We start from the raw sequence: 15,631 nt of genomic DNA, 5'->3' as shown, positions 1-15,631 counted from the left end.
GTATCTGCTCCAATTTTCTGTCACATTTTATTATTGCAGATAACAAAAAGGTGGATAAATTATCCACCTTTTTTATGCTTACTTCTTATGACTTCTACTCTAGTAATGACTAGCGTGAAAACAGCAGATAAGAGTTTGCAGGAATAAAGAATCTAAGATTTCCCTGTTGCGGCGCATAATAAGTGTGTGACGTTCTTTCTAGCCACACAACATCAGAGCTTACTGGCATATTCACTTCAATATTATGACCCGATTTATTTATCGCTACGATACCACTCTCTCCTCTCTCGAAGACTAAGTGATCATCACTGGCTGCGACATGTCCCTGTGATTCGCTATACATATCATGATGAAAAGCAATCAGTGTTGCCATGCGTTCAGAGCACCACTCTTCTTTCCATCGAGCTTCACCGGCACTGTTTTTTATACCACTGACATCAAACTCTGAATAAATAAGAGGAATGCCGCCATCACGCCCGAACAAATACGCATAAGCAAGCCACTCATTTTCCTCACTCATCACCAAAGACTTAAACACGTGGTTATTTGGAATATCATGAGTGGTCGCAAAGGTAATCGCTCGTAGTGGAGACATTGCCATTCCATAAATATATGGGTCGATTAAACTGGTTAGAGAGCCATCTTTTTCTAATGCTTGATACAGTGTATTAAACAATGGGAAATCATAAGCGCCTAACTTTGTTTCTTGTAAGTATGGATTCAAAAACGTTTCATACTCTTCTTTGGTGGCACCACCATCGGTAATGATCTCACCAAAAATATGAATGTCATGAGTGATCTCTTCATCCCATACTTTCTTAAGATGTTCTAAACTCATGTGCTTGGCTGCATCAATACGAAAGCCTTTCACACCAATCTGTTTTAACGCCTTTAGGTATGAACGCTGTTGCTCAATAACATGATCATTATCGGCTAACGTTGGTAAACCCGGATCATGAGGCCCACCTGAAATTCGGCCATTCTGAACTTCCCACTTATCGTTCCAATTTTCGATCCCAAAGGCTTCGACAAAATCAGATTCAGAAAACAGCGGCTCAGATAAATCACCAAATAATTTTAATGCTTCATACTTTTCTGGATCACGGGCGTAATCTTCTCTATCCCACTGATTTGGGTATTCAAGATCCGCTCTAATATCCGATTCATTGGCCATGTGATTAAACACCACATCAACATAAACCCAGATGCTTAGTTCAGCTAATCGCTCAACCATGCGTTTAAAATCAAGCGTGTTGCCAAGAGGATTATCAATCAGGCGGTAATCTTGTGGTTGATATCTCTGCCACCACTTTGAACCAGAAGGTAAGCTTAATGATTTCATTGCAGGCGACACCAACACTGAGCGATACCCTAAACTGGCAATCAATTCGGCTTGCTCTGTGATGTAGTCATAATTCCAATCAAAAGCATGTAGGATGACATTACTCATCGCAGGAACTTCAACTGAATGCCATTGTGTTTGCTGATCCATTATTTTTTATCCATTACATAACATCATTCAATTATAAAAAGTTCCCATTTGCCTTCCCTCCTCCCTAACTCTATAAAATTCAGTAGGAGATCTAAGGCGTAGACGAGGAGTATAAGCAGTACTTCATAACGATACCGTCACGAATACCAACAATTAACTTATTCTATAATAACAAGTTATCTTCAATTGGAATAAAGCGATCAGCCGCCTCGATAAGAGAATTAGCGGTTAAATTCTGCACGCCATACACTTCAACTTCTTTATTAAAACGTGACTGAATTCGCTTAACGAGTAAGTCAAAATCGCCATCGCCCGACAAAATAACCACAATATCCGCCTGCTCAGCCATCTCAATAGCATCAAGGGCAATACCTACATCCCAATCGCCTTTTGCTGAACCATCACGACGCTGAATAAAAGGTTTTAGCTTCACATCAAAACCAATACCACGAAGGATATTATGAAATTGCTTCTGTTTATCATCACTACGCGCAATGGCATAAGCATTAGCACCGACGACGGTACGACCATCGGTTACTTTTGCCCATAATGCGTTGTAATCAAAATGACGTTGGTAGACATCACGCGTGGTGTAGTAAATGTTTTGCACATCAACAAGAATTGCAACCGTTTTCATATTTCACCTTCCTAGGAAATTATCCAATGAGTCTATATGAATCCCTTTAATTTAGGTATACTTCGCGCAAATTTTGTATTGGAAAAACGGTAAAATGACTAAAGGCTATTCTTGTATTGGATTGGTAAACCCAAAAACACCTGAAAACGTAGGCTCGGTAATGCGAGCGGCAGGCTGCTATAATGTAAACTCTGTTTTTTACACAGGTAAACGTTACGATATCGCAAAGCAGTTTTGTACGGATACAAAAAGCCAGCATCTTAACGTTCCATTGATCGGCGTTGAAGATCTAAAAGACATCATTCCTTTAGATTGCGTACCAGTTGCTGTCGATCTTATTGAAGGCGCAAAACCTCTGCCAGATTACAAGCACCCACCACGTGCGTTTTACATTTTTGGCCCTGAAGACGGTACATTGAAAAAAGAGATCACAGATTTCTGCCGTGAGACTATTTATGTCCCAACCAATGGTTGCATGAACTTAGCCGCTGCTGTGAACGTGATCATGTATGATCGCATGGCAAAAGGCGAAAACTTCTCCAACCATAAATAATCTACGTTAAGCTAGATGAATAAAGGAACTCGACATGTTTGATTTATCACGTATTTCGGGTTTCGAAAACGCATCAATTACCCAAACCGATACCCTACAAACCTTGTGGGGCGGCTATGGGGAGTTGGTGCGTTTGCATTTAACCCAAGCACCCACCTCTTCTATTATCATTAAACAGATCACCTTACCCAAGCCTAAAGTGCACCCTAGAGGTTGGAATACGGATTTATCACACCAACGTAAACTCGACTCTTATCAAGTGGAACTCAATTGGTATCAAGATTACGCCAATGCGGTTTCTACCCATTGTCCTGTGCCGCGCTGTTTATACGTAGAGCAACGTGATAACGAGCTAATCTTGGTATTGGAAGATTTAGCAACCTGCGGTTTTCCAATCGTAAAAACTGGACCATTACAAACCAGCGCCTCAATAAACGAAACCAAAGCTTGCTTAACGTGGCTTGCGAACTTTCACGCAGAACATCTTAATGTAAAACCTACAGGATTATGGCAAACAGGCACTTATTGGCATTTAGACACGCGCCCTGATGAGCTTGAAGCCTTAACGGATTTACCATTAAAACAAACCGCAGTTAAAATTGATGAAACACTAAAAAACAGCCGCTACCAAACCTTGGTACATGGTGATGCTAAGTTAGCGAACTTCTGCTTTTCTAAAGATGGTAATCAGGTCGCTGCAGTAGATTTCCAATACATAGGAAAAGGCTGTGGCATGAAGGATGTGATCTTATTTATCAGCAGTGCAGTAAAGCCAGAACAGTGCGCAGAGCTTGAGAATGAATTACTGGATCATTACTTTACGCAACTTAACACCGCCCTATTACGTTTAGGCAACACAAAAGCAAGTGACGATATTGAGCAAGAGTGGCGACCACTGTTCTGCATTGCTTGGGCTGATTTTCAACGCTTTGTAAAAGGCTGGAGCCCAGAGCATTGGAAGATTAATGGGTATACGGAAGAGCTTAAAGAAAGAGCGTTAAAGGGGTTGTAGGGAAAGTTTCAATTCCGTAATTATCATGTAAAATTGACCATTAATTTTGTTGGGGGCTCAGTACATTATTTAATTTTAGGGTCGTTCATTTTCTATCGGAATTACGAAAAAACTATTTTAGTTACATAAAAAAAGAGCCAACTACTGGCTCTTTCCAAACTACAAACTAATGAACTTAGTTGAGTAACGTTCTTCAGGTAATTTATTTCTAAACAAATTAAAGAAACTTCTATTGTGAGTAGTTATTATTATTTGCTTATTAAACCTTCTTGAAAAGATTTTGCATAAATCTATTAAAGCATAGCTATTTAAATCATCCATACTTTGTACAGGATCATCAATTACAATTGAATTGATAGAAGATTCAACTTCTCTTGCATGGTCAGCAAGGAAAATACAAATCGACAATATATTATTTTGAGCTTCACTCAGGTAATAAATGGGGGTATTGTCATCATCCATAGAGTTAGATCTAGCTTGGATATAAATGCCTTTGTTATTACCATTCAGGTCAACACGAAGTGATATTTCATCATATTTTAAATGAGGTTCAATATACATAAACATATCATTCAAAACTTCACTATTAATACTATCACTTGCTAACTCTGAGAAATAAGACATTGTCTCACCTAATGCTAGGTTGACCTTTTGTAACTTAGAATTACCTTCTTTTAGATCTCTATCTTTAGCTTCCAATAATTTTTCATTCTCGATAATACTTTCTTTCTTGCTCATTATTTTTTGTGACGTTAAGAGATTGCCTAAGAATGCCGAAAACTTTTGTTCAATACTAACGATGAGATCAACGAAAAATAAATTATTTCTCGTTCTATATGATACAACTTGGCTGTTTATATAATTATAATCTGCTCTAATAATTCTCTTCTTTTTCTGAGCAATTTCAATAACATCTCTCATAATCATATCTTTGGAAAAACCTGCATGAACTTTCAGATTTGAAATATTTTCTTTTAATTCTGCTAACTGTTTTTCAAAAAATTTAAGTTCACTTGTTACTTTCTTATCAACTTTCTTCAGCTTATTATACTCAAAGAGACAAACATGATACGAACTTGATTTTAAAATTAACTCATTGATGCTTAGATCAAATTGCATTTTAATCGTAACGATTAAACTTTTAAATTCTCTTTCATATATAGATAGCTCTTGTGATTTTCCAGATAACTGAAAACTGATTCGTTCAGACCAACGTTCATATTTATCTTTTCTTCTAGAAAGCACAGATAATCGACTTTCGATCGAATTTTTGAACGATAAAATTTCTTTCAGCAAACCAATTATATTAAATTTCGTATACTGAATATTTAGATCTGACAAACAAGAGTAAAGATTCAATGCTTGCTGTTTTCTTTCTCTAAATTGTTCAATTTCTTTATGCACTCCTTGTTTTATCACCGAAACTTGGTTATCGATCATATCGTTTAAGGTCTTAATCTCAGCAATTAGTTCGAGCTTTTGATTGTTAAGGGTATCTATCGCCCCATCAATGAGTTGTCTTGAATCAGTTTTTAAGCTGTTTACTGACTCTATTAGTTTATTTGTATCATCATAATCAACCCCACAGGCTGGACAACTACTCAAGGTTCTTTCATTTATAACTTCTATAACATAAGATTTGATAATTCCAAGCTTTTCTTCAAATGAAATTATTTTCTCTTTCTCGCTATGTAAGTTTTTTATCTTTATATTTAATTGTTCAAGAGCAAGTGATTTCTTGTCCAATTCCAAAACATGTTTGAGATCACGGTTTTCGTTAATAAATGATTTCTTTGTTATAGAGCCAAATACTCTAGACTTAGAGCTTATTTTATCATTTATTTTACTTATAAATTGCTTTTCATCTAGAAGCGTAATTTCATCATTATCAACCTTTCCAAATAGAACGTTAATCAACCCTTCAGCAATAGAGAGTTTTTTATCCCTATCTATCAAGTCTATTAAACTTACATTCTTTACACTTTTCTGCACAATCCCATTTAAATTGGAAAGCTTATCAATGTAGGAGCTACACTTAGTAATATTAGAATTAATCTCATTGAATTTATTTATTTTATTATTTATATTTTCAATATTCTTAGGCGAAATAAAATTATCTAATACTTCCTTTTCTGACCCAATATTAGCAGACTGAGTTTCAATACGTTCAAACTCAGCATTTTTCTCTATCAACACACTTTCTAATTGTGTTACTTTAGATGCATTAAAATAATTTTTAGAATGTTCTCTATAGTCATTCAGATCAAAATCTATTAGTTTTAACTTGAGGTTATCAAACGATACTTTAACTTCAGAAAGATAATTAATAGAGTCACTAACATTCTTTTTAGACATATCCTCATAACATGTAAAGTTTTTACTAAATAATAAATACTCTTCAGAAGAATAAAAACCAGACTCATCTGTGGTACTATTCTCAAGCAAAGAGACATCTTCATTTTCTTTTAATATCAGAGAATTAATGTATGATATTTCAGTTTTTCTCTCTGAGTTGGATTTATCTATGCTACTTTTAATTGAATTGAGCTTATCATATACCTCAACATCTTCTGAATTGCCTTTACTATTAATTAATGATTGAAAAAGACTACCGCTACTCGCTTCATAAGAAAATTTACTAATTGCCCCTTGGCTAAGGATATTATTATTAAAATCCCCAAATTCCTTTATAGAACTTTTGAATATTCCTTCACAGTAATCGTGGTTTCTCTTATTTTTTGGTTTAGTTTCTCTATGTATTAATTGTCCATTTTCAAGTTCCAACGTAACAGAACCCATTTTTTTACCACTATATCTATTTTTTAATATATTTCCTTCTTTAGGATTTCTATTCCTTGCATTATTATTAGAAATGATTGTATCTAATCTAGATATTTTCCCCGTAGTTGCCCACTCTATACCTTCAATAGTACTAGTTTTTCCAGTGCCATTTGGAGCATAAACAACGACTATATCAGCAACTTTATTGTCAATTTCAAAATCTAATTCTTTCTGATCAGAAAAAGCTCTGAAACTATCCAATGTTATCTTCTTTATTTTATTTTTGTTCATCACTACATAGCCATCAATTGAAATACTTCAGGGTGTTTTTTTTCTATTATTTCTTTTAGGGAACTCTTATTTATTTTTTCTTTTTTCTCCATTCCATAGAAAATCAATTCCTTTATACTACTATCTAAATTTTCAACATTACTTCTAGCTATCTTCCTACAACAATATGTGTCAGATTGTATTTCTTTTTTTGTATCAATATCAATTTCTTCACTAGAGCAAAAAACAAGTAGTAGATTTCTTGATATTACTTGGTCCACAAGATTAGATTGAAAATCAAGTGCTGTTCTAGTTGTTATGTTATTCCAATTTTTCTTTATACCTTCTGATGAATCCATATAACAAAGAATCAAATCCCCCTCATCTGAGAAAATTTTGATCTCGTTTTCTGAAGTAAATTTCACAGCGGAAGGCATATCATCAAACTGTAAATCTTCACAATTGATACTATTCATAATATTTTACAACCTCTATAACTTCTCTTTGAAGCTCTTGCTGATTATAACACTCACCATATAGCTCATTCTTTACTTTTTCTACGATCATTTTTACTAAGAATTTTATGTTTATAATTGAGAACTTCATACCTGCAATCTTTCGAGTTTCAAGGAAACTTTTTAATTTCATCTTTTCATTGATTGGAATGGAATCGTGATATAGTTCAGGTTCTCTACCATCCGCAAAGTCAGCAATAACTTTGGATATTCTTTTTTTCTTTACATAACTTAGATCATTGTCATCTGTAGAGTACATTATCATTATAATTGCATTTGAATAGTCAAGACTATTCTCTTGCTTTATTAATTTAGCAATCAACTGATGTGTTTCAGTAAAATCCGTTACATGTATAGTGAATAATTTATTGCTTTCAAATTTAGTCGGATTGAAGCTGATATTTGACAATGTCTCATCCATAACCATTGAGATAATTCTTGAATGTATATATGACTTAAGAGATTCTTCGTTTCTTAATAAAGATACATGTTGTGTGCTTTTGTCTTTATCGTCAGGAAGATAAAAATACTCGCAACTTTCCAATCTATTTAAATCTATACAATTTAATTTATCTAGAAAGTTACCATTAATAATATATTCAATTATTTTTTCATCTAGAACTTTACAAGATTTATCAACTATTCCTTCTATGCACTCCTTATTATATAATTCACTAACTATGTCTTTAGGTAGTCCTGTGTATATATCCTTTGATCTTACACCGTATATTCTTTGATATGAAAAATTGTCGTCAAAGCTATCAGTAATAATAGCTTTCAAATATATTACGTTCCTTGAAACCTGAAATACAGGCCCCCCAGAGAAGCCTTCAACATTATCTCTATCAGAATAATTAGGAAGGCTCTCGTCAATCCTAAAGAAAATATTCTCATTATCAATCAGGATAGTTCCTTCATGTTCAATAGCTTTAAAATCAGAGGTTTTAACCAATGATTTAGGATAGCCTAATATCCAGCAGCTAGAGTCTTTATCTATTCTGGCAGAATCTTCTAGACACAGTTCAACTTTATTTGTGCACCTTTCATTAATTTTTAGAATTGATATATCCAATCCATCCAATTTGCAAACATAACTTGAATCGAGCTTTCTACCTGTACTATCGAAAACCTCAAAATCATGACTATCAATATTATGCTCTGCCGTAAGTACATAGGAATGCTCGGCAAATCCTAAGCTAATCCACACACCGCTTCCAGTTAACTTAGACTTCACCTTAACTAATGCAGAGTGTAAACATCCAACATCAACCATTATAATTTAACCTTTGTCCCAAACTCATATTCCAAGAAATTCAGTTCGATCTCTTTATTTCGACGTTTACTATGAACCCATGAACCTTTCGGTACTAAAACTTCGGAATTCTTTGATTTTTCCTCTATTAGAGCAACAGTATAATAATTTGGATATGAACTTCTATTTCCAGGTATTAGATACTTAACCGTAGGAAATTTATCCAACAGTTCTTTCGAAATATTGTACTTGCTCCCATGATGCGGAATCTTGAATAGTGAAACTGGTGTACATTCGATGTCAGCACTTAGTATTTGGCTAGGAACACTGTCCCCACAAAACAACATTTTCTGTTCATCACAAGTTATCAAACAGACAATACTGGATAAGTTCTGTGGCTTATCGTCTTCCTTGTACTTCTTAGTAATTAGCACATCTTTATCGTACTCTTCATCTTCATCATGGCCGATGTTAGTTTCTCGCCAATTATCATGATTAGCTTCCAATGCCTCTTTAGTTGGAGACAGAATATCTATAACTATATTCTCATCGATCTCAAGCTTACAGCCTTGATACACTTGAACGAGCTCTATACCTTTATTTATGATCAATCCAAGAAGAGTGTTACCTTCTTGATAGCCGCACTGAGTACTCTTTTCTTTAATTACCTTTATTTCTGCTTCACTGTGAGGCACATTAAAGACAACTTTGCCAATACTCTGACTGTTAACGCTATCACTTTCAAATAGCGCTAAAAGACCATTAACATGATCCTTATCGACGTGCGTTAATATGACTAAGTCAATTTTGCCACCCTCTTCATGTATCTTCTCAATTAACTTTAATGCTTTCCTGCCATCTCCTTTAAAACCACCATCGATTAAAATATGTTTATGCCCCGACGTCCCCAACAGTTTTAGGAGGAAAGAGTCTGCATTTGAATCCGTGAGTGTTGTAAGTTCTATGTTTCCAATCATAATTATTGTGCAACTGTAATAAAATATCTATCAATAATTTATCACAGTTGCATATATCGTAGTTAATATAATGACAAGAGTTTGAGGTCTAGAACACTAAGTAGTCATCATAGTAGTCAAAAGGTATTGGAACTGGATAGCGACTAAATTAGTATATACAGCATGTTACATCAAGAACCAACCAAATCATACTAACGTAGTTAGAGAGCTTTGACTGAATATAGATGATGAAATAAAGTGACCCCTTCTAAAGTCACTTTATAGGAATTATTTCGAATTGTTATTTTTAAAGCATGGAAGGCCTTGATCCGCATACCACGTTTTAATTTCAGAGATAACCCCGTTAGGCGAATCATTCTCAGGTAATTTAGGATGAGTTATTAATCCACTTTTATCTGGATGTTTCACTATTTGATTAAATTTATATATAAACTCATCTTCTTCATCTTCAGTTCCTTCCCCATTCCAGAAGGCTTCTAAAAATGAAAGAAATTCATCTTCAGTATAATCACTCAAATTATTTTTCAATAACTGCATATTATGTCCTATGAATATCTATATGTCTTTTAGGTGTTAAAATACTTAAATTATCAACATCCATCACTGCTCCACCATATTGAATTTCTTGTTTATGGTGAATTTCAAATCGACCTCTCTTCCCTACATGATCTGAAGGCAAAGCAAATGGAGCTCGCCCTTTTCTCATCATTCTTTGGTTTTGTGATGAAAATTGCGATGTTAAAGCTAAATCTTGAGATACCTCAATCCAAAACTTCCTCCTGAACGCATCAAAATTACTAAATTCTTGACCTCGCAATTTATCTGCAATTTGTGACGGGATCGGAGCGCCTAAATCTTTACCTGCATTAGCTAGCCAAATGCCCGTAATATCTTCCCCTTTTCCTGTAACAACGCCTGATTCATCACGGGCAGTCTTTTTAAACACCAAATATAACGGTGGTAAACCTGCATCAGCAGGAAATGTAACGATATACTCAACTAATTCATCTTCTGGGTAAAGTACCGTCCCTAATTCTTGTTCATGCTCTTCTATTGGCCTTACCCATACATCATGGACATCTAAGCCGTCATACTCTGGACGCTCTGTGCTTGGGTCTAGCTTATACTCTTCACCATCGGGTACCCACGTTAGTGTAATACCCTCTTCAAGATCAATAACGAACTTATCACCATCTCGATCAGCAACTTTCTTTTTTACTCTTTCACCATAAGCATACCCATCACCAGAATGTATACCAACGACTTGTTCAACCCCATTTTCATCTTTGTATAAATTAAAACGAACGGTTGTATTTATTGCATCTGAGGTATCAAATTGAAGACTGCCATCAAGCGAACCATCCCCTAACTGTGACGGCCATAATGCAGTAATAAGACCACCACCTAAACGAGCCATGCCGCTAACTGCTGCATCAGATAAAATCCAACTCCCCATAGGTTTACTGACATTACTGCTTAGCGTGCCTAATAAACTACCGCCAGTGGCGCTTGATGCAGGCAAGGCAAGAACCGCCATGTCACCAAACTCTGTAGCTTTAGCCATTGGATCTATCTTACATACATTCAATATCGGCGTTTGTTGCGGTATCGCATTATCATTAATCGCAGCTTTTACATTATGACGAAGCTGTGGAGTAGATGCCGATGTACAAGTATTAGCAAAGCTTATTGATTGTCCAATATTTTGAATTTTTACTGCAGGAAGCGTCTCGTCTTCTTGCTCATGAACTAACTTGTTTTCGTGTTTGCTTTGGACGATAGCATTAACATCAAGCAAACAAGCGTGTGTATCAAGCCAATTTGAATCAATATCTTTAAATTGCTCAGAAGACATTTTTTGCGGAAGATAAAGTAAATGCTGACGTGCAATCACTGTATTATTGATTTTCCAAGGCAGTAAAATGAAAGCATAATCATGAGCCGATACTAACTCATCAGTGAGAGCTTCTTTCGTTGAGCAAGTAACTTGAAACGCCCATTTTCCTGAGCCTTTTAATTTATATTCATAACTTAATACATCATCAATAAAATGATAAAAATAACCTTCCGTTGGCCACCCTAAACGCTCCCCTACTTGAACAGCAGGCTTAATAGGAACAAAAGATTCAGTATGACTTCCAGATCCTGCTTTCACTGGCTTTACATCATCAAATGATATTGCCTCACCACTTAAACCAAAAAATTCACGAGACAGTTTTTTCGGTTCATCAATATTTACGCTAGTGGTTAGTCGTGTAAAACCTTCGTCGGTTTGAGTTTTATTCCATGAAGGTATGTTTGCTTCTTCCTTAGTTTTACCTAAAGAAAAAACACCAACTTGATAAGTATTCAATTCATCTTGAGAGCAAGCGATTTCAATTGAGTATTCAAAAGCAGCGGCTTTAGCTTGCGGATCTGTAACTGGTTCATAATGAGGAGCATCAGGCTTCGTTTCTTTTGCCAGCTCTTCATTCCATGGAAAATAAGCATTTATAAATTTTGTCGTTTTCTTTTCCATGTAATCCCTATCATTACTTAAACCTCATCTGTAATGATAAATGAAAACTCAAATGCGTTTTTACTGAACCCAATAGATAAAGTAACCAAAATACCAGTTAGATTGTATTAATGATATCCGGACATAAAAAAACTCCCTAGCACAAAGTACCAGCGAGTTTTATTGTAGGTCTAACTTTTACTTTAGCTCTTAATCTAGCTACAAACTAACCTAATTAGTTAACTCGCTTAGTGGCTACCTTTGGCTTATCAACTTCCGTCAATAGCCCTTTAAGTAGACTTGCACTGCCTAACAACAGAATAATGGTAAACGGCATTGCTGCAATAATGGTAATTGATTGCAACGATTGAATAGATTCAGTACCACCAATCCACAACATAATCATAGCGATAGCACCAGAGATAACAGCCCAAACTACTTTCTGTTTAACTGGTACTTCTAATTTACCACCAGCTGTCATGCCATCAATAACGATAGAGCCTGAGTCCAACGTTGTCACAAAGAAAACGATGATCAATGCTACCGCAATGAAAGATAAAATATCTCCGAACGGATAAGCATCTAGCATGTGGAACAAGCTTAGAGAAACATCGCTAATACCTTGTTGAGTACCCAACAATCCAACTTTATCGATCACTTGTTGAATAGCCACTCCGCCAAAGATAGACATCCAAGCCGTTGTTACCATAGTCGGAATAAGCATTACACAAAGAAGGAATTCACGAACAGTACGACCTCTAGAGATACGCGCTACGAACATACCAAAGAAAGGTGCATACGCAACCCACCATGCCCAATAGAACACAGTCCAACCATGCAACCAAGTGGTGTCTTCACGGCCAGAACTTTGGCTTAGTGGAACAATGTTCTTCACATACCCTGTCAATGCGGTAACTAATGAATCCAATACGGTTGTGAAGTTCAACACAGCAATCAGACCAAGGAAGATAAAGGCAATAACCATATTTAGGTTACTCAGAAACTTAACGCCCCCATCCATACCACGTAGAACAGAGATAATAGCTAAGCCCATAATCAATACGATAATAGCCTGTTGAAGATAGATATTATTTTCCATTCCGAAAACATGGCTAATACCACTCGCCGCTTGTGAGCCGCCTAAACCAAGAGACGTTGCAAGACCAAATAAGGTAACTAACACGGTTAAGATATCAATCACATCACCGGTTTTACCCCAAACTCGATCCCCTAATAGTGGATAAAACACCGAGCGCATTGATAATGGTAGCCCTTTGTTATAAACAAAATAAGCAAGGCAAAGTGCTGTCATGCCATAGATAGCCCACGCATGTAAGCCCCAGTGGAAGACAGTTGCACCTAATGCTAATTCACGACCTGCTTCTGTAAAAGGTTCTACATTAAGCGGGGTTCCAAACCAGTTGGTAAAGAACGCCGTAGGCTCTGCAACACCCCAGAAAATAAGCCCAATACCCATACCTGCGGCAAATAGCATCGAGATCCAAGAGGCTTTGGAGTAATCTGGTTTTGCACTTTCACCACCTAAACGAATTTTACCCAAAGGTGAAAACGCGATAATAATGGCTAAAATTAATAATATGTTAGCTCCCCACATAAAGAGGAAGTCAAAATTTGATAATACAGAGCCTTTAAGAGAATCAATGGCGGCTTTTGCGTCTGCAGGTGGTAATGCGAGAAGTGTGATAATGAAGAGAAGAGATAAGCCGACTGAGGCTATAAAAACTGTGTTATGGACATCCATGCCCCATTTACTAATGTTATCTTGACCGACTTCATAATCTGTCGATTCAATACTGTACTTTTCTGATTTAAAACCCATAAATGATAATGTTCAGATATCCGAATTAACGAATACAAGGACAACTCCTTATCCAATTACTATTTGATTGAGTAGCGGGACCATGTAAATAAACATGATAAAAATCACCACTATAGGTGATTAATTGCTCTTTTTCTCAACCCCAAGCGGCGAATTATAACACAAAATGAGTAGTTATTGGTGATTAGAGTGACTCTGTAGGTTTTTCAGAGACTGGCTCCCCTACCATTGTATGAATTAAGGAGCCCAATTTATCGCGTATAAAAATATAGAAGCATGCGATATTTGAAGTATTAAATTCGACCACCTTTCGAGATCAATATCCTTTCTTTAATCGCTTAGATACACTCTGAGTATGGTTAATTAGCTTACCCAGAGCCTTATCTTTAGAGCGTTTCTCTGCTAGTGTTGCTCCGTTTTGGGCTTGTTCTCTAAGTAATTTTTGAAAGCTATGCAAACGTCTTTCTGCCAAGTCTCCATTTTTAATTGCCCGTTGAACGGCGCAACCAGGCTCATTACCGTGTGAGCAATCTGAAAAACGACATTGCTCAGCAAGCTCTGCGATCTCAGAAAATGTTTCGCTGATACCATGTTCACTGCTGCCAAGTTGTAGCTCTCGCATCCCAGGGGTGTCCATTAAAACACCACCACTTGGCAATATTTTTAGGGCTCGATGCGTTGTGGTGTGACGTCCTTTACTATCATCTTCACGAATCCCTCCCGTTTGTTGAGACTCAAAACCCAGTAAGCCATTGACTAGGGTTGATTTACCTACGCCCGATGAGCCCAAAAATGCAATCGTTTTGCCATTACGACAGTGTATTCCAAGCTGTTGAATACTTTGACTATCGAGCGCATTAAGCGTGTGAACCTCTAGCATTGGATCTAATTTCTGCACTTGCTCTCGCTTAACATCGGCATCTTCACATAGGTCGGCCTTAGTTAAAATAATCACAGGCTCAACCATCGCCTCTCGGGCCAAAGTAAGATAACGCTCAATTCGACTCAGACTAAAATCATTATTTAGGGAAGAGACAATCATGACACTATCAATATTCGATGCGATCAACTGAGTCGTTACCTTAGAACCCGGCGCTTTACGTTCAAATAGGGATTGACGATCTAAACTTCTATGCACTCTGAGCTGCTCATCAAATAACAACCAATCACCAACACATATTTTTTCGTCATTTACCGTAAAAGTGAGACTTTGTTGACCTTGATCCGACATCACTACGATACGATCACGATGCTGTTCAATCACGCGACCTATATTAAAATCAGTTAGGTCTTCTAAGCTCAATTGTTGTTGGAAAAAAGGTTTCCAACCAAGTTGTTGAAGTGTTGAAATTTGGCTGCTCATTGGCTGTGCTCTCATATCTAAGTAGTTGTACTCATCATAAAGAAACCTTATCAGCAAAGATTGAACAAAAGCGACAGTTTATAAGTAACTTAACCAATATCTAACTACCTCACTCCCGATAGCAAAAGCCTTATACACCAAGTGCTCACTCTTTATGCGCGTTAGAAAAATATTCATTATTGATTAGCAAACCTAATTTATTTTATCGCACTAAAACAGAACAAAATCACATAAGAAACATCAACTACTAACCTTTCAGCAACTTAGATAACCTAACAGATACTTAATTGAACTATTAACTCAAATATTACTAATGGTTAATTATTAGAGCATTTAATCTAATGCGACATGAATCACAGAGAAAAATTTCAAAGCAAACAAATATCACGTTTTAATTTATAAAATTAGTTTTTAATGCCAGCACAATTACAAACAGCTAGGT

Annotated in this window: 12 protein-coding genes; 2 read left to right on the top strand and 10 right to left on the bottom strand. The window is 36.2% G+C overall.

Going from position 1 to position 15,631, the window contains the following annotated elements; genetic code table 11:
- Nucleotides 1-109 precede the first annotated feature (109 nt).
- Nucleotides 110-1,492 carry an alpha-amylase family protein gene (locus AC2INI_RS05885; RefSeq protein ID WP_486305580.1) on the bottom strand — a complete coding sequence of 461 codons (1,383 nt, stop codon included), beginning with the start codon at nucleotides 1,490-1,492 and terminating at the stop codon, nucleotides 110-112.
- Nucleotides 1,493-1,655: 163 nt separating this feature from the next.
- Entirely contained in the window at nucleotides 1,656-2,129 is a 474-nt protein-coding gene (locus tag AC2INI_RS05880) for a LabA-like NYN domain-containing protein (protein ID WP_300177848.1), read from the bottom strand.
- A gap of 94 nt (nucleotides 2,130-2,223) precedes the next feature.
- Here AC2INI_RS05880 and AC2INI_RS05875 point away from each other — a divergent pair, with 94 nt between their 5' ends.
- Both AC2INI_RS05875 and AC2INI_RS05870 read left to right on the top strand, forming a co-directional pair.
- Entirely contained in the window at nucleotides 2,224-2,682 is a 459-nt protein-coding gene (locus tag AC2INI_RS05875; RefSeq protein ID WP_045101852.1) for an RNA methyltransferase, read from the top strand.
- A 34-nt stretch (nucleotides 2,683-2,716) separates the two neighbouring features.
- Nucleotides 2,717-3,694 (top strand): phosphotransferase, encoded by a 978-nt coding sequence (locus tag AC2INI_RS05870; RefSeq protein WP_486305579.1) that lies wholly within the window; start codon nucleotides 2,717-2,719, stop codon nucleotides 3,692-3,694.
- A 159-nt stretch (nucleotides 3,695-3,853) separates the two neighbouring features.
- Here AC2INI_RS05870 and AC2INI_RS05865 read toward each other — a convergent pair whose 3' ends face one another.
- The 8 genes from AC2INI_RS05865 to rsgA all read right to left on the bottom strand — a co-directional run bounded on the left by AC2INI_RS05865 (nucleotide 3,854) and on the right by rsgA (nucleotide 15,189).
- Nucleotides 3,854-6,766 carry an AAA family ATPase gene (locus AC2INI_RS05865; protein ID WP_486305578.1) on the bottom strand — a complete coding sequence of 971 codons (2,913 nt, stop codon included), beginning with the start codon at nucleotides 6,764-6,766 and terminating at the stop codon, nucleotides 3,854-3,856.
- A 2-nt stretch (nucleotides 6,767-6,768) separates the two neighbouring features.
- A complete protein-coding gene (locus AC2INI_RS05860; protein ID WP_486305577.1) occupies nucleotides 6,769-7,221 on the bottom strand; it encodes a hypothetical protein in 453 nt (150 codons plus the stop codon).
- A complete protein-coding gene (locus AC2INI_RS05855; RefSeq protein ID WP_486305576.1) occupies nucleotides 7,214-8,533 on the bottom strand; it encodes a trypsin-like peptidase domain-containing protein in 1,320 nt (439 codons plus the stop codon). Before AC2INI_RS05855 ends, AC2INI_RS05860 begins: the two co-directional genes overlap by 8 nt.
- Nucleotides 8,533-9,489: a ComEC/Rec2 family competence protein gene (locus AC2INI_RS05850; protein ID WP_486305575.1), complete on the bottom strand. Its 957-nt coding sequence runs from the start codon at nucleotides 9,487-9,489 to the stop codon at nucleotides 8,533-8,535. Before AC2INI_RS05850 ends, AC2INI_RS05855 begins: the two co-directional genes overlap by 1 nt.
- A 267-nt stretch (nucleotides 9,490-9,756) precedes the next feature.
- Complete coding sequence (locus tag AC2INI_RS05845) at nucleotides 9,757-10,026, bottom strand: bacteriocin immunity protein (RefSeq protein ID WP_486305574.1); 270 nt, start codon at nucleotides 10,024-10,026, stop codon at nucleotides 9,757-9,759.
- 1 nt (nucleotide 10,027) lies between these two features.
- Complete coding sequence (locus tag AC2INI_RS05840; protein ID WP_486305573.1) at nucleotides 10,028-12,007, bottom strand: S-type pyocin domain-containing protein; 1,980 nt, start codon at nucleotides 12,005-12,007, stop codon at nucleotides 10,028-10,030.
- 214 nt (nucleotides 12,008-12,221) lie between these two features.
- Nucleotides 12,222-13,826 carry a BCCT family transporter gene (locus tag AC2INI_RS05835; RefSeq protein ID WP_486305572.1) on the bottom strand — a complete coding sequence of 535 codons (1,605 nt, stop codon included), beginning with the start codon at nucleotides 13,824-13,826 and terminating at the stop codon, nucleotides 12,222-12,224.
- Between the two features lie 316 nt (nucleotides 13,827-14,142).
- Entirely contained in the window at nucleotides 14,143-15,189 is a 1,047-nt protein-coding gene (rsgA, locus tag AC2INI_RS05830; protein ID WP_486305571.1) for a ribosome small subunit-dependent GTPase A, read from the bottom strand.
- Nucleotides 15,190-15,631 lie beyond the last annotated feature (442 nt).

The sequence above is a fragment of the Aliivibrio friggae genome (assembly GCF_057368515.1).
This window is presented reverse-complemented; position numbering and strand designations above follow the sequence as displayed.

Excerpts from the sequence above, each read along its gene's own strand:
- AC2INI_RS05855 (WP_486305576.1), bottom strand. The coding sequence starts at position 8,533 with ATGGTTGATGTTGGATGTTTACACTCTGCATTAGTTAAGGTGAAGTCT.
- AC2INI_RS05880 (WP_300177848.1), bottom strand. The coding sequence starts at position 2,129 with ATGAAAACGGTTGCAATTCTTGTTGATGTGCAAAACATTTACTACACC.
- AC2INI_RS05865 (WP_486305578.1), bottom strand. The coding sequence starts at position 6,766 with ATGAACAAAAATAAAATAAAGAAGATAACATTGGATAGTTTCAGAGCT.
- AC2INI_RS05845 (WP_486305574.1), bottom strand. The coding sequence starts at position 10,026 with ATGCAGTTATTGAAAAATAATTTGAGTGATTATACTGAAGATGAATTT.
- AC2INI_RS05860 (WP_486305577.1), bottom strand. The coding sequence starts at position 7,221 with ATGAATAGTATCAATTGTGAAGATTTACAGTTTGATGATATGCCTTCC.
- AC2INI_RS05850 (WP_486305575.1), bottom strand. The coding sequence starts at position 9,489 with ATGATTGGAAACATAGAACTTACAACACTCACGGATTCAAATGCAGAC.
- AC2INI_RS05875 (WP_045101852.1), top strand. The coding sequence starts at position 2,224 with ATGACTAAAGGCTATTCTTGTATTGGATTGGTAAACCCAAAAACACCT.
- rsgA (WP_486305571.1), bottom strand. The coding sequence starts at position 15,189 with ATGAGCAGCCAAATTTCAACACTTCAACAACTTGGTTGGAAACCTTTT.
- AC2INI_RS05835 (WP_486305572.1), bottom strand. The coding sequence starts at position 13,826 with ATGGGTTTTAAATCAGAAAAGTACAGTATTGAATCGACAGATTATGAA.
- AC2INI_RS05840 (WP_486305573.1), bottom strand. The coding sequence starts at position 12,007 with ATGGAAAAGAAAACGACAAAATTTATAAATGCTTATTTTCCATGGAAT.
- AC2INI_RS05885 (WP_486305580.1), bottom strand. The coding sequence starts at position 1,492 with ATGGATCAGCAAACACAATGGCATTCAGTTGAAGTTCCTGCGATGAGT.
- AC2INI_RS05870 (WP_486305579.1), top strand. The coding sequence starts at position 2,717 with ATGTTTGATTTATCACGTATTTCGGGTTTCGAAAACGCATCAATTACC.